This window comes from Microvirga pakistanensis (assembly GCF_004458765.1).
Taxonomy (GTDB): Bacteria; Pseudomonadota; Alphaproteobacteria; order Rhizobiales; family Beijerinckiaceae; genus Microvirga; species Microvirga pakistanensis.
In genome coordinates, this window is record NZ_SPJX01000186.1 from 65,649 (window position 1) to 85,608 (window position 19,960).

The following is a 19,960-nucleotide window of genomic DNA, read 5'->3' on the forward strand; positions in this document are numbered from 1 at the left end:
TCGCAGCCCCCTTCGAACACGCGCCTTGTGGCCAAAAGCACGAAAGTCCCATGACCGAAGAAACGCCCTCGACCCGCCGCAAACGCCCCACCTTCACGGACCAGGAGGCGCTGCAATTCCACTCCCAGGGCAGGCCCGGCAAGCTCGAGGTCGTGCCCACGAAGCCGATGGCGACCCAGCGGGACCTGTCCCTGGCCTATTCGCCGGGCGTTGCGGTTCCGGTGCTGGCGATCGCCGAGAACCCGGCATGCGCCTTCGACTACACCACGCGCTCAAACATGGTGGCGGTGATCTCCAACGGCACGGCGATCCTGGGGCTCGGCAATCTCGGGGCCCTGGCCTCGAAGCCCGTGATGGAGGGCAAGTCCGTTCTCTTCAAGCGCTTCGCGGACGTGGATTCCATCGACCTCGAAGTCGATACCGAGGACGCCGATGCCTTCATCAACTGCGTACGCTATCTGGGGCCCTCCTTCGGCGGCATCAATCTCGAGGACATCAAGGCGCCCGAATGCTTCATCATCGAGGAGCGCCTGCGGGAACTCATGGACATTCCCGTCTTCCATGACGACCAGCACGGCACGGCCATCATCGCCGCCGCAGGCCTCATCAACGCGCTGCATCTCACCGGACGCGACATGGCCGAGACCCGGCTCGTGGTGAACGGCGCAGGCGCCGCCGGCATCGCCTGCACCGAGCTTCTGAAGGCCATGGGCTTCGCGCCCAACAACGTGATCCTCTGCGACACGAAGGGGGTCATCTACAAGGGCCGCACCGAAGGCATGAATCAGTGGAAATCCGCACACGCCGCCGAGACGGATGCGCGAACGCTGGCCGATGCGCTGAACGGGGCGGATGCCGTTTTCGGCCTTTCCGCGAAGGGGGCCTTCACGGACGACATGATTCGGTCCATGGCGCCCAATCCGATCATCTTCGCCATGGCCAACCCCGATCCGGAGATCACGCCCGAGGAAGTGGCGCGCATCCGCAACGACGTGATCATCGCCACCGGCCGCTCGGATTATCCTAACCAGGTCAACAACGTCCTGGGATTCCCCTACATCTTCCGCGGTGCGCTCGATGTGCAGGCCACGACCATCAACATGGAGATGAAGATCGCGGCCGCGCAGGCGCTCGCCGAACTCGCCCGCGAGGACGTGCCGGACGAGGTGGCCGCCGCGTACCAGGGCGCACGGCCGCGCTTCGGCCGCGACTACATCATTCCCGTCCCGTTCGATCCGCGCCTGATCCACACCATTCCGATGGCGGTGGCCCAGGCGGCGATCGACACGGGCGTCGCCCGCCGCCCCATCGTGGACATGAAGGCCTACAAGGCGCAGCTGTCCGCACGGCGCGATCCCGTCGCCGGCACGCTCAACCGCATCTTCGAGCGGGTGCGCAAGATGCCCAAACGGGTGGTCTTCGCCGAGGGCGAGGAGGAGAAGGTCATCCGCGCCGCCCTGTCCTTCGTCAATCAGGGGCTGGGCCGCGCCATCCTCGTGGGGCGCGAGGAGCGGATCTTCGAGACGGCGGCCCAGGCCGGCATCGACATCGAAGGCCGGGAGGGCATCGAGATCCACAATGCGCGCCTCTCCCGCCGCAACAGCACCTATGCCCAGTTCCTCTACGAACGCCTGCAGCGCAAGGGATACCTGTTCCGTGACTGCCAGCGCCTGATCAACCAGGACCGCAATCATTTCGCGGCTTCGATGGTTGCGCTCGGCGATGCGGACGCCATGGTGACGGGGGCGACCCGCAACTACTCGACGGCGCTCGCCGATGTGCGGCACGTGATCGATGCCAAGCCGGGCCACCGCGTCATCGGCGTCTCGCTCTGCCTCGCGCGCGGTCACACGGTTCTCGTGGCGGATACGGCGATCCACGAGATGCCGACCGCGCAGGAGCTGGCAGAAATCGCCATCGAGTCCGCAGGCGTGGCCCGTCGTCTCGGTTACGAGCCGCGCGTGGCGCTGCTGTCGTTCTCGACCTTCGGGCATCCGCGCGCGGAGCGCGCCGAAAAGATCCAGGAAGCCGTGCAGATCCTCGACGATATGCGCGTCGACTTCGAATACGATGGCGAGATGGCGGCGGATGTGGCGCTCAACCGCGATCTGATGGCGCAATATCCCTTCAGCCGCCTGACCGGACCGGCGAATGTGCTCGTCATGCCTGCATTCCACTCCGCGTCGATTTCGACGAAGATGCTGCAGGAGCTCGGCGGCGCGATGGTCATGGGACCCCTCGTGGTGGGCCTCGACAAGCCGGTGCAGATCGTTTCGCTCGGCGCCACCGACAACGACATCGTCAACATGGCGGCCCTGGCGGCCTACAACATCGGCGGCTGATCGCCTTCAGGGCACCTGCAAGATGTGAGAGGCGGGGAGAGGCTCTCCCCGCCGGTCGGCACCGGCCTCTCCAGTCGCACGATCAGCGAGAGCGTGGGACTCCTCGCGGCTGTCGTGCCACGCTGACGGTGGCCAAACGGCGCATCAAGGGATAAAAGCCTAACGATCAAACGAGAGGGGCAACCGTGAGCACTCGCCAACCCACCAGTGTCGTCTTCGATATCGGCAATGTCCTGCTGCGCTGGGATCCGCGCCATCTCTACCGCACCATCTTCGAGGACGAGGCCGAGATGGAGTGGTTCCTGGGAAATGTCTGCACCCCGGCTTGGAACGTGGAGCAGGACAGGGGCCGCGACTGGGACGAGGCGGTCGCTCTTCTTGTGACCGATCATCCCCAACACGAGAGTGCGATCCGCGCCTTCCACGAGCGCTGGCCGGAAACCGTGTCCGGGACGTACGAGCAGAACGTGGCCCTGCTCCTGCGATTGCGCGAAGCGGGAGTGCCGAACTACTCCATTACCAATTTCTCGGGCCCCAAGTTTTCGCAGGCGAAGGAGCTCTTCCCGTTCCTGGCTGGATTCGACGGGGTGATCGTCTCGGGCGACGAGCGGCTTCTGAAGCCCGATCCCGCGATCTACCATCGCCTGCTCGACCGCTACGGGCTGGATGCCGCCGATTGCGTGTTCATCGACGATTCCCGTGCCAATATCGAAACGGCCCGCGCGGTGGGCATGCATGCGATCCATTATCCCGACGAACAGGTCGATCTGGCGGCCGAGCTGCGGCGCTATGGCTTTCCGGTCTGAGGCAGGCTTGCTCTTCAGGCCCGCTTGAGCCATCAGGCGGCATGCGCGCTTTCGACACCTCCCTGCCCATCGATGCGGTGCTGGCCAGCCTCACGGCGAGCCTGCGCAGCCGCGCCAACGCTGTGCTGGTCGCCCCGCCGGGTGCGGGCAAGACCACACGCGTGCCGCTGGTGCTGCTGGACGAGCCCTGGGTGGAGGGCGGAAAGATCATCGTGCTGGAGCCCCGCCGCCTGGCGGCCCGCGCTGCGGCTGACCGCATGGCGCAGACCCTGGGCGAGCCCGTGGGGGAAACGGTCGGCCTTCGCGTGCGCCTGGGCTCCAAGGTGAGCCGCAGGACACGGATCGAGGTGGTGACCGAGGGCGTCTTCGCCCGCATGATCCTCGACGATCCCACCCTCGACGGCATAGCGGCCGTGCTCTTCGACGAGTTCCACGAGCGTTCCCTCGATGCCGATCTCGGCCTTGCGCTCGCCCTCGATGCGCAGGGCGGCCTGCGGGAGGACCTGCGCCTGCTCGTCATGTCGGCAACGCTCGACGGCGCACGGGTGGCGAGGCTTCTGGGCGAGGCTCCGGTGATCGAGTCCGAAGGCCGCGCCTATCCGGTGGAAACCCGTTATCTCGGGCGCGATCCGGGCAGGCGGATCGAGGATCAGGTGGCGGATGCCGTCACCCGCGCCCTGCGCGCGGAGAGCGGATCGATCCTGGTGTTCCTGCCGGGGCAGGGGGAGATCCGCCGCGTCGAGACCCAGCTGCGCGAGCGTATTGCCGACCCGGCGGTCGACATCGCGCCGCTCTATGGCGCGCTCGACCGCGGCGAGCAGGATCTGGCGGTGAGCCCCGCCAGGCCCGGCAGACGCAAGGTCGTTCTCGCCACCTCCATCGCTGAAACGTCGCTCACCATCGAGGGCGTGCGCGTGGTCGTCGATTCGGGGCTCGCTCGCGTGCCCGTCTATGAGCCGAATATCGGCCTGACGCGCCTTGAGACCGTGCGCGTCTCGCGCGCGGCCGCCGATCAGCGCCGCGGCCGCGCCGGGCGAACGGAGCCCGGCATGTGCTATCGGCTGTGGGAAGAGGCCGCGACCGGCGCGCTCGAACCCTTCATGCGCCCCGAGATCCTCGCGGCCGATCTCGCGCCGCTGCTTCTCGATTGCGCCGCCTGGGGCGTCACGGACCCGTCCGCGCTCGCCTTTCTCGATCCGCCGCCCCCTCCGGCCGTGAAGGAGGCGCGGGCGCTTCTTCAGCAGCTCGATGCTCTCGACGGCGAGGGGCGCATCACGGACACGGGGCGGCGCCTGCGCGATCTGCCGCTGCCGCCGCGTCTCGCCCGGATGGTCCTGAGCGCAGGCGAGACCGGGCAGGCCCGAGACGCGGCGGATCTCGCCGCCGTTCTCGTGGAGCGCGGGCTCGGCGGCGATGCGGTGGACCTGACCGAGCGCGTCGAGCGCTTCCGCCGCGACCGCTCGCGCCGCGCGGAGGACATGCGGCGCATGGCCGATACTTGGGCGAAGAGCCAGGCCGGCCCCGCCAGAGGTGAGACCCGCTCCTTCGGTGCGCTGCTCACGCTCGCCTATCCCGACCGTCTTGCCAAGGCGCGGGGCAAGCCGGGCGAATATCTCATGGCGAATGGACGCGGCGCCTCGCTGGAGGCTCACGAGCGCCTGGCGAAGGAGCCCACTCTCGCCATCGCCGAAATCGCGGGCGGTGCGGCCTCCGCCCGTATCCTCGCAGCCGCCCCGATCGCCATGGACGAGATCGAGACGGCGTTCGCGGACAGGATCGAGCAGAGCGACGAAGTCACCTTCGATCGCCAAGCGAGGGCGCTTCGCGCGCGGAGCGTGCGCCGTCTCGGAGCCCTCGTGTTCAGCGAGCGTCCGTTGAAGGTCCCGACGACGGAGAATGCCGCGCGGGCCCTGGCCAAAGGGCTCGTGTCCTTGGGTCTCGATGCGCTGCCCTGGTCGAAGGCGCTGGCGCAATGGCGGGAGCGCGTGATGTTTCTGCGCAAGGCTGAAGGCGACGAATGGCCGGACCTCTCCGACGAGACGCTGACCGTGACGGCGGATGAATGGCTTGCGCCCCATCTCCTGGGAAAGAGCGGTCTTGGCGAGATCGGCCCCGATCTCCTGAGCGAGGCCTTGCGCGGTCTTCTGCCGTGGAATCTCCAGCGGCGTCTCGACGCCGAGGCGCCAACCCACATCGAGGTGCCGACGGGCTCGCAGATCCCGATCGATTACGGCGCGCAGGAAGGGCCGGTCCTGGCCGTGCGCGTGCAGGAGCTGTTCGGCCTCGATCAACATCCCACGATCGCGGCGGGACGGGTGCCGCTCATCCTGCATCTGCTGTCGCCGGCGCAGCGCCCGATCCAGATCACGCGCGATCTCCCGGGCTTCTGGCGCGGCTCATGGGCGGCGGTGCGGGCTGACATGCGCGGGCAATATCCCAAGCATCCCTGGCCGGACGACCCGCTCACGGCGCCGCCGACGCGGCGCGCGAAGCCACGTGGGACTTAACCTTTGAAGGAGGCGATGAGCCGCTCCGCCGTGGCACGGTTGAGCGCCATCGGAATGTTGTAGACGAGGGCCAAGCGCATCAGCGCCTTCACGTCCACGTCGTGCGGATGCGGCGAGAGCGGATCGACGAAGAAGAACAGGGCGTCGATCCTGCCTTCCGCGATCATCGCGCCGATCTGCTGGTCGCCGCCGAGCGGTCCGCTCTTCAGGCGCGTGACGGACAGAGTGGGGCAGCGCTCCATCACCCGTCCCCCTGTGGTGCCGGTGGCAAACAGGTTGAAGGGGCGAATCTCGTTCTCGAACATGGTGACGAATTCGGCCATGTCGTCCTTCTTGGCGTCGTGAGCCACGAGCGCCAAAGTCAGCTTCTTCATGAGAAAGGCTCAGTTGCTCCAGCGATCGCGCCATTGCATCTCGCCGGCCAGGCAGTTCGTGGCGGGTGCGCTCTGAATGCGTTTGATGAAGGGAGGCTCTTCGGGCATGAGGTTGGCGATCTCAAGCAGGATCTTGGTCTTGATGGCCTCGATGAACTGATCGCGCTCACGGACGGGAACCGTGAAGGCTCCTTGGCCGCCGATCACGCAATCCTTGTAATAGATGTCGAGTTCGGGGATGTCGAGATAGCCCGGCTTGCGCAGCATGATCGGCAGCCCGTTGATGGTAATCCCCCTGGCCAGCGCCTCGTCGCGCGCCTGCACCACGCCGCGTCCCTGGTTGTTGGGACCGTCGCCCGACACATCGATCACCTGCCGCAGGGCTTCGACGCCGCTCTCCTCGAGGAGCCGCACACTGAAATCGATGGCGCTGGAGATCGAGGTGCGCTGGGCCCGGCGCAGGGGCGTCGAGGCGATCTTGTCCGCGAACGACATCAGGCTCTCGGGGTTGTCGAGGATCGTCCAGGGAACGATCACCTTCTGATCCGGCGAGCCGGCCCATTCCATGTAGGTGACCGCGATCCTGCCGATCAATCCGCTCCTGATCGCATCATGGACCTGCTGGGAGCGGAAAGCCTGGGCGAAACCTTCCCGCTGCAGGGCCTGCTCGTCCGTGTCCATGGAGAAGGAGATGTCGACGGCGAGCACGAGCGCCAGGTCGACCTCGGTTTCGCTCTGCGCATAGGCCGGCTGGGCGAGGCACGTCCACAGCAGGGATAGTCCTGCGGCCAGATGGAAGAGCGCTGAGCGGACCATCGTATTCTCCTCGGAGGGGAGGCGGACTGGTTCGCTCAGTGTGCCAGCTTCTGGGCGTGACGCAAGATCACGTTAGGATGGGGCGAGCTTGGCTTTGACGAGATCGAGAGCGGCCTGGAACGCCGCGTCGGCATCAAGATCCGTCGTGTCGAGGGTGAGCGCGTCGGCCGCAGGCTTCAGGGGCGCCGAGCTGCGGTTCATGTCGCGCTCGTCCCGGCGGCGGATGTCCGCCAGGATGGTCTCGTAGACGGGCGCCTCGCCTCTTTTCTGCAGCTCGAGATGCCGGCGGCGGGCGCGCTCCTCCGGAGCGGCCGTGATGAAGAGCTTCACATCCGCGTCGGGGCAGACCACGGTGCCGATGTCCCGTCCGTCGAGGACGGCTCCAGGAGCCTGTCCGGCGAACTGGCGCTGGAAGGCCAGGAGGGCGTCGCGAACGGGCTGAAAGCCCGAAATCACTGAGGCGGCCTCTCCCATCTCGGCTCCGCGCAGGCGCGGATCGTCCAGATGGGTCACGTCGAGGTTGAGCGCCACTTCATGGGCCGCATCCCGGTTGGTGAGGTCGGTGCCCCGGTCCAGCATTACCCGGGCGACCGCCCTGTAGAGCAGGCCAGTGTCGAGATGGGCGAAGCCGAAATGCTCCGAGAGCCGCTTGCCCAAGGTTCCCTTGCCCGATGCGGCGGGGCCGTCAATCGCGATGATCATGGCCGGGTCAGTCCTGAATCGTGGCGCCGAGTTCGCGCATGAGCGGGATGAAGGAGGGGAAGCTCGTCATGATCATCGCTCCGTCGTCCACGGTCATAGGCTCCTGCGTCGCCAGACCCATGACGAGGAAGGACATGGCGATGCGGTGATCGAGATGGGTCGCGACCGGCCTGCCGCCGCCGCGCACCGTCCGGGAGCCATGCACGACCAGGTCGTCACCCTGAATCTCATGGTCGACGCCTGCCTCCGCGAGCCCCGCCGCCACGGCGGCCAGGCGGTCCGACTCCTTCACGCGCAGCTCATGGAGGCCCTGCATGCGGGTGGTGCCCTCGGCGAAGGAGGCCGCGACCGCGAGGACCGGGTATTCGTCGATCATGGCCGGGGCGCGGCCATGGGGAACCGTCACGCCGGTCAGCCTGCTGTGCCGCACGCGCAGGTCGGCCACCGTCTCGCCGCCCTCGTCGCGCTCGTTCAGGCGCTCGATGGAGGCGCCCATCTCCAGGAGCGTGGTGATCAGGCCCGTGCGGAGCGGATTCATCATCACGCCCTCGATCACCACCTCGGAGCCGGGGGTGATCAAGGCCGCCACCAGGGGGAAGGCGGCAGAGGAGGGATCGGTTGGCACCACGATATCCGTGCCGCGAAGCTCGGGCTGTCCCTGGAGGGTGATGGCGCGCCCGTCTGTCCCGTGAGCTGCGACCTCGACCGATGCGCCGAAATGGCGCAGCATCCGCTCCGTGTGGTCGCGGGTTGCCTCGCGCTCGATCACGGTGGTGCGGCCCGGGGAGTTGAGGCCCGCGAGCAGGATTGCCGACTTGATCTGGGCCGAGGCGGCCGGGGTCTCATAGGTGATGGGCAGCGTTTCCTTGGGTCCACGCAGGGTCAGGGGCACGCGGCCGCCTTCCGCCTCGCTGACGACGGTCACGCCCATCTGCGACAGGGGATCCAGGATACGGCGCATGGGGCGCTTGCGCAGCGAAGCGTCGCCGTCGAACGTGCTGGTGATCGGGTGGCTTCCGGCCACGCCCATCATGAGGCGGGACCCGGTGCCCGCATTGCCGAAGTCGAGGACGCCCTTGGGCTCCACCAGGCCGCCGATGCCCACGCCCTTGACCCGCCAGCGGCCGGGGGCCTCACGGGTGATGGTGGCGCCCAGCGCCCGGCAGGCTTCCGCCGTCCGCAGGACGTCGTCGCCTTCCAGGAGCCCCTCGACGCGGGTTTCGCCGATGGAGAGAAGCCCGAAGATCATGGAGCGGTGGGAAATGGACTTGTCGCCGGGAACGCGGATTCGGCCCTTCAGGGCATTTCCAGACCTGCTGGACACGGGGGCGGCAGGGCCATGGGCGTGGGACATGTCTCGTCTTCCTTGAGCCTTCTCGATGGAGGCGGGCTCTAGCACGGGTGCCCCGCGACGTCACGCGCAAGGTGCAAGGCATGGAGCGCTCGACGCAATTTCCCATTTGACAAGCCTTTCCCTCATGACTTAACGGGTGCCTTCCCAACCATTCACTTCCATGAAGGCAATCACCCGTGGCCAAACCGGAACTCGGCTTGAAGCGCCAGTGCATGAGCTGCGGCGCAAAATTCTACGATCTCAACAGGGACCCAGCGGTCTGCCCGAAATGCGGCACCGTCTTCCAGGCTGTGGCCCTGAGCCGCGCCGCTGCTCCCGCAGTCGCCCGCTCCACCGCTGAGGACGAGGATACCGAGCTGGAGACGGCCGGTCCGGAGATGGTCTCCCTCGATGAGGTCGAGGCTGGCGAGAACGAGAAGGACATCCCGGTCGATGACGACATCGACGTGGTCGATGACGACACCGACGACACCTTCCTCGAGGACGAGGAGGAAGGCGACGACGACGTGTCGGATCTGATCGATAGTGATCTGGAAGACGACGAAGAGGCTTGAACCTCGCGTCCGAGCCGATTATAGAGACGCCGCGGTGCCCCAAACACCGCGGATCAAAGGGGCCATAGCTCAGCTGGGAGAGCGCTTGCATGGCATGCAAGAGGTCGGCGGTTCGATCCCGCCTGGCTCCACCAAATCCTCAAAAAGAGCCGCCTTCGGGCGGCTTTTTGTTGCGCAGGGACGATCCGCGCCGTGCATCCGCCCTTTGTCTCATGGCAAGGGCCTCCATCTTCATTTTTAGTCGTGCCGCCTTAAGCTAAGGCTTGGAATGTCCACTCCACGAAAGCGGGAACAATGACGCGCGTCCAGACGAACGGCCTCCAGGTCGCCCCGGTCCTTCACGATTTCATCGAGCGGGAAGCCCTGAATGGCACCGGCGTATCCGCCGAGGCCTTCTGGAAAGGCCTGGCCGGCCTGGTCAGGGAATTCGGCCCGCGCGACCGTGAGCTCCTGGCCGTCCGCGACAAGATCCAGGCCCAGATCGACGAGTATCACCGCGCCCGCGCCGGACAGGCCTTCGACCAGGCCGCGTACGAGCGGTTCCTCCGCGATATTGGCTATGTGCTGCCGGAGCCCGAGGATTTCTCGATCAGAACGCAGAACGTGGACGACGAGATCGCCCGCATCGCCGGGCCTCAGCTCGTGGTGCCGGTCTCAAACGCACGCTATGCGCTCAATGCCGCCAATGCCCGCTGGGGCAGCCTCTATGACGCTCTCTACGGCACGGACGCGATCCCCGAGGAGGACGGCGCCACGCGCTCCGGCGGGTACAACAAGGCGCGCGGCGCCAAGGTGGTGGCCCGCGCCCGCGAGCTGCTCGATCAGGCGGCTCCCCTCGCTCGAGGCAGCCACAGGGATGTTACGGCCTATGGCCTGCGCAACGGCGCCCTCGCGATCAAGCTGCAGGACGGCAGCGAGACGGAGCTGAAGGATCCGAGGCAGCTCGTCGGCTATCAGGGCGATGCGGCGAATCCGTCCGCAATCCTGCTGTCCCACAACAATCTGCATATCGAGATCAGGATCGACCGCTCGAACCCGATCGGAGCCGAGGATCCCGCCGGCGTCGCCGATCTCGTGATCGAATCGGCCGTGTCCACCATCATGGATCTGGAGGACAGCGTCGCCGCCGTGGACGCGGACGACAAGGTGCAGGTCTATCGCACCTGGCTCGGCCTCATGAGGGGCGACCTCGTCGAGCGCTTCGAGAAGGGTGGGCGCACCGTCGAGCGCAAGCTCAACCCGGATCGCGTCTACACCGCGCCGAACGGCGGCGAGGTGCGCCTCCATGGCCGCAGCCTCATGCTGGTGCGCAATGTGGGTCATCACATGTTCACCGACGCGGTGCTCGACGAGGCGGGAGGCGAGATCCCTGAGACGATCCTCGACGCGGCCGTCACCGCGCTGATCGCGATCCACGACCTGAAGGGCACGGGCGCGCTCCGCAACAGCCGCGTGGGCTCGGTCTATATCGTGAAGCCCAAGATGCATGGGCCCGACGAGGTGGCCTTCGCGAACGATCTCTTCGCCGCCGTGGAGGACATGCTGGGGCTTTCCCGCAATACGCTCAAGATGGGCATCATGGACGAGGAGCGCCGCACGACGGTGAACCTCAAGGCCTGCATCAGGGCAGCTTCCGAGCGCATCGTGTTCATCAACACGGGCTTCCTCGACCGCACGGGGGACGAGATTCATACCTCGATGGAAGCGGGCCCCATGATCCGCAAGAACGACATGAAGTCGACCGCGTGGATCAGGGCCTACGAGGACAACAACGTGGATGTGGGGATGCTCTGCGGCCTGCCGGGCCATGCGCAGATCGGCAAGGGCATGTGGGCTGCGCCCGACAAGATGGCGGACATGATGGCCCAGAAGATCGGCCATCCGCAGGCCGGCGCGAACACGGCCTGGGTGCCGTCGCCGACCGCCGCGACGCTCCATTCCCTGCACTACCATCAGGTGAGCGTGCCGGCGCGCCAGGCCGAATTGAGGACGCGCCCGCGGGCGAAGCTCTCCGATATCCTGACCATTCCCGTGTCGCAGTCGAACTGGGCGCCGGATGCGGTGCAGCAGGAGCTCGACAACAACTGCCAGGGCATTCTCGGTTACGTGGTGCGCTGGGTCGACCAGGGTGTCGGCTGCTCCAAGGTGCCCGACATTCACGATGTGGGCCTGATGGAGGATCGCGCGACGCTGCGCATCTCGAGCCAGCATATCGCGAACTGGCTGCGCCACGGCATCGTCACGGAGGCACAGGTGATGCAGACCCTGCGCCGCATGGCGGAGGTCGTGGACCGGCAGAATGCGGGCGACCCGCTCTACAGGCCCATGGCGCCGGCCTTCGACGGCCCGGCCTTCCAGGCGGCCTGCGACCTCGTCTTCAAGGGAGCCGCGCAGCCCAATGGTTACACGGAGTGGATCCTCCACGAGCGTCGCCGCGAGGCGAAGGCCGCGGGTGCTGCCGACCGCTCGGACGAGAGCGGCGTCAGGACCAGGTGAGACGGAACGGGGCGCTGATGTTTCGGCGCCCCATCCTTTTCAGGTGGTATGATCGGGGGCTTTGGGAGCGAGCGCATCCACCATGCCGCCGATCAGGTTCGTGCTGAGAAGATGCTCGGTCGTGAGGTCGAAGCGCAGCGGCACGAGCGCGGATGGAAGCTCCGCCATCCATTCCTTCATCTGGCGTGCGGCCGCCACGGCCTCGTCGCGGGACACGGCGCGAAAGCGCACCGGCGCGCCTGGGCGCATCTGTGCGAACCGCCCGAGATCGGCGCTGATGATCGTGGCAATCTTCGGATAGCCGCCTGCCGTCTGGCGGTCGCGCATGAGCACGATCGGAAGGCCGCTGCCGGGGACCTGGATGTGCCCGTCCACGATGCCGTCGGACACGATGTTGAAGCCCTTCGCGTGGTGGAGCTGAGGTCCGTTCAGCTGAAAGCCCATGCGATCGGCCTGAGGGCTGATGGTGAATTCGGCGCTCAGGAACGTGTCGATCGCCTCTGGTGTGAAGTAATCGTCCTGCGGCCCCATGATCACGCGGATCGGGCCCTGCTCTCCGGGGGGCTCGACCGGCAGATGCATCGGCGCTCCCTGCGGCGCATCCTGTCGGCAGGGCAGGCGGTCTCCCGCCTTCAACGGCGCGTTGTTCAACCCGCCGAGGCGCGAGCGCGGGTGGAAGGACAGGCTGCCGAGCTGCGGCTCGATCCGAAAGCCGCCGGCTACCGCGAGATAGGCGAACGTGCCGGTGCGGGCATGACCGACCTGCAGCGTGTCGCCATCCTTCAGAACGATGGTGGTGTTGGCTGCGGCGGGTGAATCGTTGAGGGTGGCCGTGCAGCCGGCGCCGACCAGGGCGACATGCAGGTCTCCGCCTTCGCAGGTGAAGCTGCCGCCGAGATTCATGAACTCGATCGCCGCCACCTCGGGCGCATTGCCGACGAGCGCATTCGCCATGGCAAGGCAGCGACGATCCATGGCGCCGGACGGAGAGACGCCGAAACGCTGATAGCCGATGCGACCCCAATCCTGCAGGCTGGTCATCGGCCCGCAGTTCTTCACCACAAGGTTCGTCATGCGCGCACCCGCTCCGCAACCGGTTCGCCTGCCAGCGCCGCCCGTTCGAGCGTGGTCCAGCGCGCGGCATCGATGGGTTCGAACACGATTTCGTCCCCGGCGGCGAAGAGAAAGACCGGATCGCGCTCCGGAGCATAGCTCAGCACCGGTGTGCGCCCCAGAAGATGCCAGCCGCTCGGCATCTCCATGGGGACGATTCCGGCTTGCTCGCCGCCGATCATGATCGATCCGCTCGGAACCTTCAGCCGCGGCTGGGTGCGCCGCGACGTAGCGATCCGTGGATCGAGGCCTCCGAGATAGGCGAAGCCCGGCAGGAAGCCGATCATGTAGATCCGGTAGACGGCGCTCGCATGAATCTCCACGAGCTGGGACGGGGTCAGCCCATGGCGCTCCGCCACATCCTCCAGATCGATTCCGAATTCGCCGCCATAGACCACCGGAACGCGCCAGCGGGTCCCCGTCGCGTTCTCCGGCTGCAGGCCGTTGGACGCTCCCTCGAGCAGGCGGGTGAGCGCGTCATAATCCGTGACCGTGGGATCGAATTGCAGGGTCAGGGAGCGATAGGTGGGAACGGTCTCGATCAGGCCCGCGGGCGGGCTCGCCCGCAGCAGAGCGTCGAGCGCCAGGACCTTGCCGTTGAGGTCGGGATCGATGGCGCTCCCGAACTCGACCGTCAGGGCGGAATCCCCGCAGGGCAGAAAACGAGGTGTCAGCACCATTCACCCATCAAATCGTTGCCCCAGATCTGTCTCATATCGGCCCACGGGGGACAATGGCGAGGGCTGGCCTTGCGTTATGCGCTGGGAGCAGGGGAATCTGCCGGATGGGCGGGCCGGATGCTCCTTTTTGCTAGGCTCACGTCTTCTTCCCCCTTCATGCTATGTGAGCGTTACTTGATAGCCCTGGGGCTGAAGGCCCATGCGGAGAGGATCATGACTTTGAAATCCAAGAATGCCGTCGTTACCGGCTCCACCAGCGGGATCGGGCTCGCCATCGCCCGGGCGCTCGCGAAGGAAGGCGCGAACGTGGTCATCAACGGCCTCGGCGACGAGGGTGAGATCGAGAAGACCCGCGCCGCCATCGAGAGTGAGTTCGGTGTGAGGGCCCTCTACCACCCCGCCAACATGCTCAAGAGCGATGAGATCGCCGACATGATCCATCACGCCGAAAGATCGCTCGGCAGCGTCGATGTCCTGGTCAACAACGCGGGCATCCAGTTCGTCTCTCCGGTCGAGGAATTCCCGGTCGAGAAGTGGGATCAGATCATCGCGATCAATCTCTCCTCCGCCTTCCACGCGATCCGCGCCGCGGTGCCGGGCATGAAGGCCCGCAAATGGGGCCGCATCATCAACACGGCTTCGGCCCATTCCCTTGTCGCCTCGCCCTTCAAGTCGGCCTATGTGGCCGCCAAGCACGGCATCGCCGGTCTGACGAAAACCGTGGCGCTGGAGGTGGCGACCCATGGCATCACGGTGAACTGCATCAGCCCCGGCTATGTCTGGACGCCTCTCGTGGAGAAGCAGATCCCCGACACGATGAAGGCCCGCAACATGAGCAAGGAGCAGGTGATCAACGATGTCCTGCTCGAGGCGCAGCCCACCAAGCAATTCGTGACCGTGGAGCAGGTGGCAGCGCTCGCCGTGTTCCTGTGCTCGGATGCGGCGAGCCAGATGTCGGGCGCCAATCTCTCCATGGATGGCGGCTGGACCGCGAAGTAAGTCGCGTCCATCGAGCGCATCGTGCGGAAAAGTGGACCCGGTTTTACGCCCGAACGATGCGCCGTTCAAAAGTCGAGCATCGGACCCAAAAGTGGAGTCCATTTTTGGGTCCGATGCTCCAGGGCGTCAGCCCTTCGCGAAGGCGTCCGTCGCCTCGATCAGGTGATGCAGGATGCCGGGCTCGCTCACCGCGTGGCCCGCATCCGGTACCATGATGAACTTGGCCTCGGGCCAGGCTCTGTGCAGGTCCCACGCCGTCTTGGGCGGCGTGGCGACGTCGTAGCGCCCTTGGATGATCACGCCGGGAATGCCCTTCAGCTTGTGGGCGTCGCGGATCAGCTGCCCTTCTTCGAGCCACCCCTCGTTGACGAAGTAGTGGTTCTCGATGCGCGCGAACGCGATCGCGTAGTGTTCGTCGCCGAACTGGTCGCTGAAGCCCTGATTGTGCAGGAGGGTGATGGTCTCGCCCTCCCAGAGGCTCCAGGCCCTCGCGGCCTGCCGCTGAATGGCCGGGTCCGGGTGGGTCAGGCGCTTGCGATAGGCCGCCATCAGGTCGCCGCGCTCCTCCGGCGGGATCGGAGCGAGAAAGGCCTCCCACTTGTCCGGGAAGATCCAGGATGCGCCTTCCTGATAATACCAGAGCAGCTCCGCGCGGCGGAGCGTGAAGATGCCGCGCAGCACGAGTTCCGTCACGCGCTCGGGATGAGTCTGCGCATAGGCGAGGGCGAGGGTCGAGCCCCAGGAGCCGCCGAACACCATCCACTTGTCCACACCAATCATCTCGCGCAGGCGCTCGATATCGGCCACGAGATGCCACGTGGTGTTGGCCTCCAGGCTGGCATAGGGCGTCGAGCGCCCGCATCCGCGCTGGTCGAAGAGCAGGATCCTGTACTTGTCCGGGTCGAACAGGCATCGCGCGCTCGGCGCGCAGCCGCCTCCGGGTCCGCCATGGAGGAAAACCACGGGCTTTCCTTTTGGATTGCCGCACAATTCCCAATAAACCCGGTGCCCGTCACCCACATCGAGCAGGCCGTGATCGTAGGGTTCTATTTCGGGGTAGAGACTGCGCATGGCTCGAAAAGCTCCGGAAACTGAGCCTTTCCATATCCCTCGTGCCGCGGCCTGTCACCTGTCGGAAGGATTCCTGAGCCGGCTCCCGATCCCTCTGGCGCGTCGTCTCCGTGTCATATAACTTTGCAACTGGGGAACACGGGTAAAAGCCCGACCACACTGGAGGACGACAATGTTGACCAAGCGCGCCGGTCTCAAACTGGCCACGGCTCTCGCCGCACTGATGATCGCCGGGACGGCCCAGGCGGCCGAGAAGCTGCGGCTCCTGACCTGGGCGGATTACGCCCCGAAGGATGTTGTGGATCAGTTCACGAAGGAAACCGGCATCGAAGTCGAGATCACGCTTTCGAACAATGAGGAGATGATCTCCAAGCTGCGCGCGACTCAAGGTTCAGGCTTCGATCTCGTTCAGCCGAGCCAGGACCGCATCGCCGGCCCGCAGACCGAGTTCGGCATCTACAAGCCCCTGGATCTGTCGAAGCTCAAGTCCGATCAGTTCATCGCCTCCATGCTCGAGGCCACGAAGAAGAACACGACCGTCGACGGCAAGGTCTACGGCGTTCCCCACATCTGGGGCACCGATGGCCTCATCGTGAACACCAAGGCTGCTCCGAAGGTGGTGGATTACAACGACCTGTGCGATCCGGCGCTCGCAGGCAAGACGAGCTTCCGGTCCAAGCGTCCGGCGCTCATCGCCTTCGCGTTCGCCAACGGCATGGATCCCTTCGCGTCCTACGGCGATGCCAAGGCCTACACCGCCATGATGGAGAAGGTCGGCGCCAAACTCGCCGAGTGCAAGAAGAGCGTGAAGTTCTTCTGGGACGGCAAGGATCAGCTCCTCAATGCGCTGCGCTCCGGCGAGGTCGTCGCCGCAATGGCGTGGGACACGGGAGGATGGAAGCTGAACTCCGAAAACGCGGACATCAAGTTCATCGCGCCGAAGTCCGGTGCCTTGGGCTGGGTCGACACTTTTGCCATTCCGGCCAAGGGCCGCAACGACGATGCCGCCTACAAGTGGATCAACTTCAACATGCGGCCTGAGATCGCCGCGAAGGTGGCTGCTTCCGCCGGCAACTTCACCGCTTCCAACGGTGCCGACAAGCTCATGCAGGGCAAGCTGAAGGATCAGTTCGCCGAGAGCTTCCCGAAAGCCGCGATTGACAACATCAGGTGGTACCCGGCCGTGCCGGCCGGCATCGAGGAGATCGAGGGCAAGGTTCTCGACCGCCTGAAGGCCGGTTCGTAAGTCTCCAGTTCGATTGACATCATCCCCCGGCTCGTCCGGGGGATGACCATTTCCGGCGCGTCCATGACTCAGTCCACCGATCTCGATCTCGTCAACGTCACCAAGCGTTTCGGCTCCCACGCGGCCGTCGATGACGTGAGCTTCAGCGTGGCTCCCGGCGAGTTCTTCTCCATTCTTGGGCCGTCCGGCTGCGGCAAGACCACGCTGATGCGCATGATCGCAGGCTTCGAGAATCCGACCTCCGGCGACATCCGCATCCGCGGAACGTCGATGATCGGCGTTCCGGCCAACAAGCGCCCCGTGAACATGGTGTTCCAGAGCCTCGCCCTGTTCCCGATGATGAGCGTGGGCGAGAACGTGGCCTATGGCCTTTCCTGCCGTGGCGTCTCCCGCGCCGAGGCGGGGGAGCGCGCCAGCCGCATGCTCGAGCGTGTGGGCCTGAAAGGTTTCGGCGAGCGCCGCGTAACGGCTTTGTCCGGAGGCCAGCGCCAGCGCGTGGCCATCGCCCGTTGCCTCGTGCTGGAGCCGACGCTTGTGCTTCTCGACGAGCCGCTCGGCGCCCTCGACCTCAAGCTGCGCGAGCACATGAAGATCGAACTCAAGCAGCTTCAGGCCACCTTCAACACCACCTTCGCCTATATCACCCACGATCAGTCGGAAGCGCTGGTCATGTCCGACCGCATCGCGGTGATGAACCAAGGCCGCTTCGAGCAGGTGGGAAGCCCGCGCGAGCTCTACCATCATCCTGCAACGCCCTTCGTGGCGAGCTTCGTCGGCGAGACGAACCGGTGGCAGGGGGAAGCGGCCGCTGCGCCCCAGGGCGGGGTCTCCGTGCGGCTGCCTTCCGGCACGGTAATCCATGGGCAGGGCAGGGCCGCCGACAAGGCATCGCTCGCCTTCGTCCGTCCCGAAGCCATCGCGCTTGCACAGGATCCGTCCGCCCTCGGCGGGTTGCCCAACCGGTTCGAAGGCCGCGTCTCGGCCGTGCTCTTCGACGGCGCGAATTCGAGCCTGCTCATCGAAACGGCGGGTTTCGGCGAGCCTGTTCGCGCGGTGCTGCCGCAGGCCGGTCCGCTCGCGGGCATTCAGGTGGGAGCGCCGATCCATGTGGGCTGGACTGCGGATGCCATGAAGGTCTTCGCCACATGAGCAGGAAACCGGGCATTCGTTTCACGCTCTTTCTACTCCTGGCTCCGGCCGTTCTCTGGCTGGGCCTGCTCATCGTGCTGCCCCATGTGGAGATCCTCGTTCTCTCCTTCAGCGAGAGGGTGGCTCCACGGGTCTATGCATTCGGTTTCGGCAATTACCTCGAGTTCTTCACGGAGCCGCTCTACTGGCGCACCTTCGCGCGCACGGCGATCATGTCGATCCTGGTGACGGCGCTGACGCTCGTGCTCGCCTTTCCCATCGCGCTCTACATCGCGCGCGTGGCGCAGGGGCGTGTGAAGGCCATGCTGCTGCTGCTCTGTCTTCTCCCGTTCTGGGTGTCCGAACTCGTGCGGACGCTCGGCTGGATGATGCTGCTGCGCGAAACCGGCGTGGTTTCATACCTGCTCCAGGCGACGGGATTGACCGAGCAGCGGATCGAGTTCCTCTACAATGACGGCGCCGTGATCCTCGGTCTCGTGTACGGCGGATTGCTCTTCATGATCGTGCCGCTCGCCAACGCCCTGGAGAGCCTGGAGCCTGCCGTGGTCGAAGCGGGCTTCGATCTCGGCGGCAGCCGCTGGACGGTGCTGCGGCGCATCGTCGTTCCCCATGCGATGCCCGGCATCGTGGCGGGCTCGATCATCGTGTTCATGCTCACTGTCGGCAATTTCGCCACGCCGGTGCTGCTCGGCGGCAAGAACGGCCTGTGGTTCACGGAGCAGATCTACGCGCAGTTCATCACGCGGTTCAACTGGCCGCAGGGCGCAGCCTTCGGCATGCTCCTCCTCCTGCTGTCCTCGGCGATCGTCTGGGCAGGGCTTCGCCTCACCGGGCAGAGCCTCGGCACCACCTTGAAGCAGGCATGATGCCATGAATCGTCCGTCACTGCCCTGGAAGCTTTATATCGCGGCGTTCTACCTCTTCCTGTTCGCGCCGCTTCTCGTGGTGGCGATCTTCGCCTTCAATGCGAGCCCGTTCCCGTCTCCTCCATGGAAGGGCTTTACGCTCGACTGGTTCATCGGCTCGGGCGGCACCTTCGGAAAGCCAGGCGTGCTGATCGATCCGATCTGGCTCGACACCATCGCCAACAGCTTCAAGGTCGCGGTGCCCGTGGCGCTGCTCGCCGTTGTGGTCGGCACCGTGAATGCCTGGGTGCTGGAACGGGCCGAGTTTCCCGGCAAGACGTTCCTGTCGATGATGATGCTCTGGCCCCTCGTCATCCCCGGCGTGGTGCTCGGCATCTCGATCCTCGCGTTCTTCTCCCGGCTGGCGAATGGAATGGAGGAGTGGCTTCAGACCGATCTCGATTTCCTGCGTCCCGGCTTGCCGCTGGTGGTGCTGGGCCAGCTCTCGTTCATCCTGACGATTTCCACCCTCATCATCGCCGCGCGCCTGCGCAAGTTCGACCGTTCGCTGGAAGAGGCGGCTTTCGACCTCGGGGCGAGCCGTGCGCGGGTTCTGCGCACGGTGACGCTGCCTTTCCTGAGCCCCGCGCTCATCGGCGCGGGTCTGGTGGCGCTGCTCATGTCGTTCGAGAACTTCAACACGACATTGATGCTCGTGGGCTCCGAGCCTCCTCTGCCGATCACCATGTACGGTCAGATGCGCGAGGGAGCGACCCCGGCGATCAACGCCGTGAGCCTCCTGCTGATGCTGGGCGTCGGCGGCGTCGCGAGCATCTTCGCCCTGACCGCGAAGGCGGAGCGGTAAGCCATCTCCCATGTCGTCACCGGTCCTGGCCGGCGATTGCG

At 65.8% G+C, this 19,960-nt stretch carries 17 protein-coding genes and 1 tRNA gene; 11 read left to right on the forward strand and 7 right to left on the reverse strand.

The window, feature by feature from the left end; translation table 11 throughout:
• The first annotated feature begins 50 nt into the window (after positions 1 to 50).
• The 3 genes from E4K09_RS11170 (at position 51) to hrpB (ending at position 5,655) form a co-directional block, all read left to right on the forward strand.
• On the forward strand, positions 51 to 2,342 hold the full coding sequence (locus tag E4K09_RS11170; protein ID WP_134496947.1) for an NADP-dependent malic enzyme: 2,292 nt from the start codon (positions 51 to 53) through the stop codon (positions 2,340 to 2,342).
• A 185-nt stretch (positions 2,343 to 2,527) separates the two neighbouring features.
• Entirely contained in the window at positions 2,528 to 3,148 is a 621-nt protein-coding gene (locus tag E4K09_RS11175) for an HAD family hydrolase (protein WP_193557276.1), read from the forward strand.
• 41 nt (positions 3,149 to 3,189) lie between these two features.
• Positions 3,190 to 5,655: an ATP-dependent helicase HrpB gene (gene hrpB, locus E4K09_RS11180; protein ID WP_134496949.1), complete on the forward strand. Its 2,466-nt coding sequence runs from the start codon at positions 3,190 to 3,192 to the stop codon at positions 5,653 to 5,655.
• On the opposite strand, the gene E4K09_RS11185 is transcribed toward hrpB, so the two are convergent.
• The 4 genes from E4K09_RS11185 to aroA all read right to left on the reverse strand — a co-directional run bounded on the left by E4K09_RS11185 (position 5,652) and on the right by aroA (position 8,901).
• The gene (locus E4K09_RS11185) at positions 5,652 to 6,029 is read right to left on the reverse strand and encodes a methylglyoxal synthase (protein ID WP_134496951.1); all 378 of its coding nucleotides are present in this window, start codon (positions 6,027 to 6,029) and stop codon (positions 5,652 to 5,654) included. The two genes, hrpB and E4K09_RS11185, sit on opposite strands and share 4 nt — an antisense overlap.
• 9 nt (positions 6,030 to 6,038) lie before the next feature.
• A complete protein-coding gene (locus E4K09_RS11190) occupies positions 6,039 to 6,845 on the reverse strand; it encodes a DUF1194 domain-containing protein (protein ID WP_134496953.1) in 807 nt (268 codons plus the stop codon).
• A 72-nt stretch (positions 6,846 to 6,917) separates the two neighbouring features.
• Positions 6,918 to 7,547 (reverse strand): (d)CMP kinase, encoded by a 630-nt coding sequence (cmk, locus tag E4K09_RS11195; RefSeq protein ID WP_134496955.1) that lies wholly within the window; start codon positions 7,545 to 7,547, stop codon positions 6,918 to 6,920.
• 7 nt (positions 7,548 to 7,554) lie between these two features.
• Positions 7,555 to 8,901 carry a 3-phosphoshikimate 1-carboxyvinyltransferase gene (gene aroA, locus E4K09_RS11200; RefSeq protein ID WP_134496957.1) on the reverse strand — a complete coding sequence of 449 codons (1,347 nt, stop codon included), beginning with the start codon at positions 8,899 to 8,901 and terminating at the stop codon, positions 7,555 to 7,557.
• 176 nt (positions 8,902 to 9,077) lie between these two features.
• Here aroA and E4K09_RS11205 point away from each other — a divergent pair, with 176 nt between their 5' ends.
• From E4K09_RS11205 to E4K09_RS11215, 3 genes are all read left to right on the forward strand, one after another.
• Positions 9,078 to 9,455, forward strand: coding sequence for a TIGR02300 family protein (locus tag E4K09_RS11205; RefSeq protein WP_134496960.1), 378 nt, complete (start codon positions 9,078 to 9,080; stop codon positions 9,453 to 9,455).
• Between the two features lie 58 nt (positions 9,456 to 9,513).
• Positions 9,514 to 9,589: transfer RNA gene (locus tag E4K09_RS11210), tRNA-Ala, on the forward strand.
• Between the two features lie 160 nt (positions 9,590 to 9,749).
• Positions 9,750 to 11,951, forward strand: a complete 2,202-nt coding sequence (locus tag E4K09_RS11215) for a malate synthase G (RefSeq protein ID WP_134496962.1) — start codon at positions 9,750 to 9,752, stop codon at positions 11,949 to 11,951.
• Between the two features lie 39 nt (positions 11,952 to 11,990).
• Here the strand turns inward: E4K09_RS11215 and E4K09_RS11220 are convergent, their stop codons facing one another.
• Positions 11,991 to 13,025: a 5-oxoprolinase subunit C family protein gene (locus E4K09_RS11220; RefSeq protein WP_134496964.1), complete on the reverse strand. Its 1,035-nt coding sequence runs from the start codon at positions 13,023 to 13,025 to the stop codon at positions 11,991 to 11,993.
• Positions 13,022 to 13,744: a 5-oxoprolinase subunit PxpB gene (gene pxpB / locus E4K09_RS11225; RefSeq protein WP_134496966.1), complete on the reverse strand. Its 723-nt coding sequence runs from the start codon at positions 13,742 to 13,744 to the stop codon at positions 13,022 to 13,024. Before pxpB ends, E4K09_RS11220 begins: the two co-directional genes overlap by 4 nt.
• 213 nt (positions 13,745 to 13,957) lie before the next feature.
• Here pxpB and E4K09_RS11230 point away from each other — a divergent pair, with 213 nt between their 5' ends.
• Entirely contained in the window at positions 13,958 to 14,743 is a 786-nt protein-coding gene (locus E4K09_RS11230; RefSeq protein ID WP_134496968.1) for a 3-hydroxybutyrate dehydrogenase, read from the forward strand.
• Positions 14,744 to 14,869: 126 nt separating this feature from the next.
• Here the strand turns inward: E4K09_RS11230 and pip are convergent, their stop codons facing one another.
• Positions 14,870 to 15,814 carry a prolyl aminopeptidase gene (gene pip / locus E4K09_RS11235; protein ID WP_134496970.1) on the reverse strand — a complete coding sequence of 315 codons (945 nt, stop codon included), beginning with the start codon at positions 15,812 to 15,814 and terminating at the stop codon, positions 14,870 to 14,872.
• Positions 15,815 to 15,986: 172 nt separating this feature from the next.
• On the opposite strand from pip, the gene E4K09_RS11240 reads away from it, so the two are divergent.
• The 4 genes from E4K09_RS11240 (at position 15,987) to E4K09_RS11255 (ending at position 19,919) form a co-directional block, all read left to right on the forward strand.
• Positions 15,987 to 17,060: an extracellular solute-binding protein gene (locus E4K09_RS11240; RefSeq protein ID WP_134496972.1), complete on the forward strand. Its 1,074-nt coding sequence runs from the start codon at positions 15,987 to 15,989 to the stop codon at positions 17,058 to 17,060.
• A 63-nt stretch (positions 17,061 to 17,123) separates the two neighbouring features.
• A complete protein-coding gene (locus E4K09_RS11245) occupies positions 17,124 to 18,209 on the forward strand; it encodes an ABC transporter ATP-binding protein (RefSeq protein ID WP_134496974.1) in 1,086 nt (361 codons plus the stop codon).
• The gene (locus E4K09_RS11250) at positions 18,206 to 19,075 is read left to right on the forward strand and encodes an ABC transporter permease (protein WP_134496976.1); all 870 of its coding nucleotides are present in this window, start codon (positions 18,206 to 18,208) and stop codon (positions 19,073 to 19,075) included. The genes E4K09_RS11245 and E4K09_RS11250 overlap by 4 nt, the downstream gene beginning before the upstream one ends.
• Positions 19,076 to 19,079: 4 nt before the next feature.
• Positions 19,080 to 19,919 (forward strand): ABC transporter permease, encoded by an 840-nt coding sequence (locus tag E4K09_RS11255; protein WP_134496978.1) that lies wholly within the window; start codon positions 19,080 to 19,082, stop codon positions 19,917 to 19,919.
• The last annotated feature ends 41 nt before the right edge of the window (positions 19,920 to 19,960 follow it).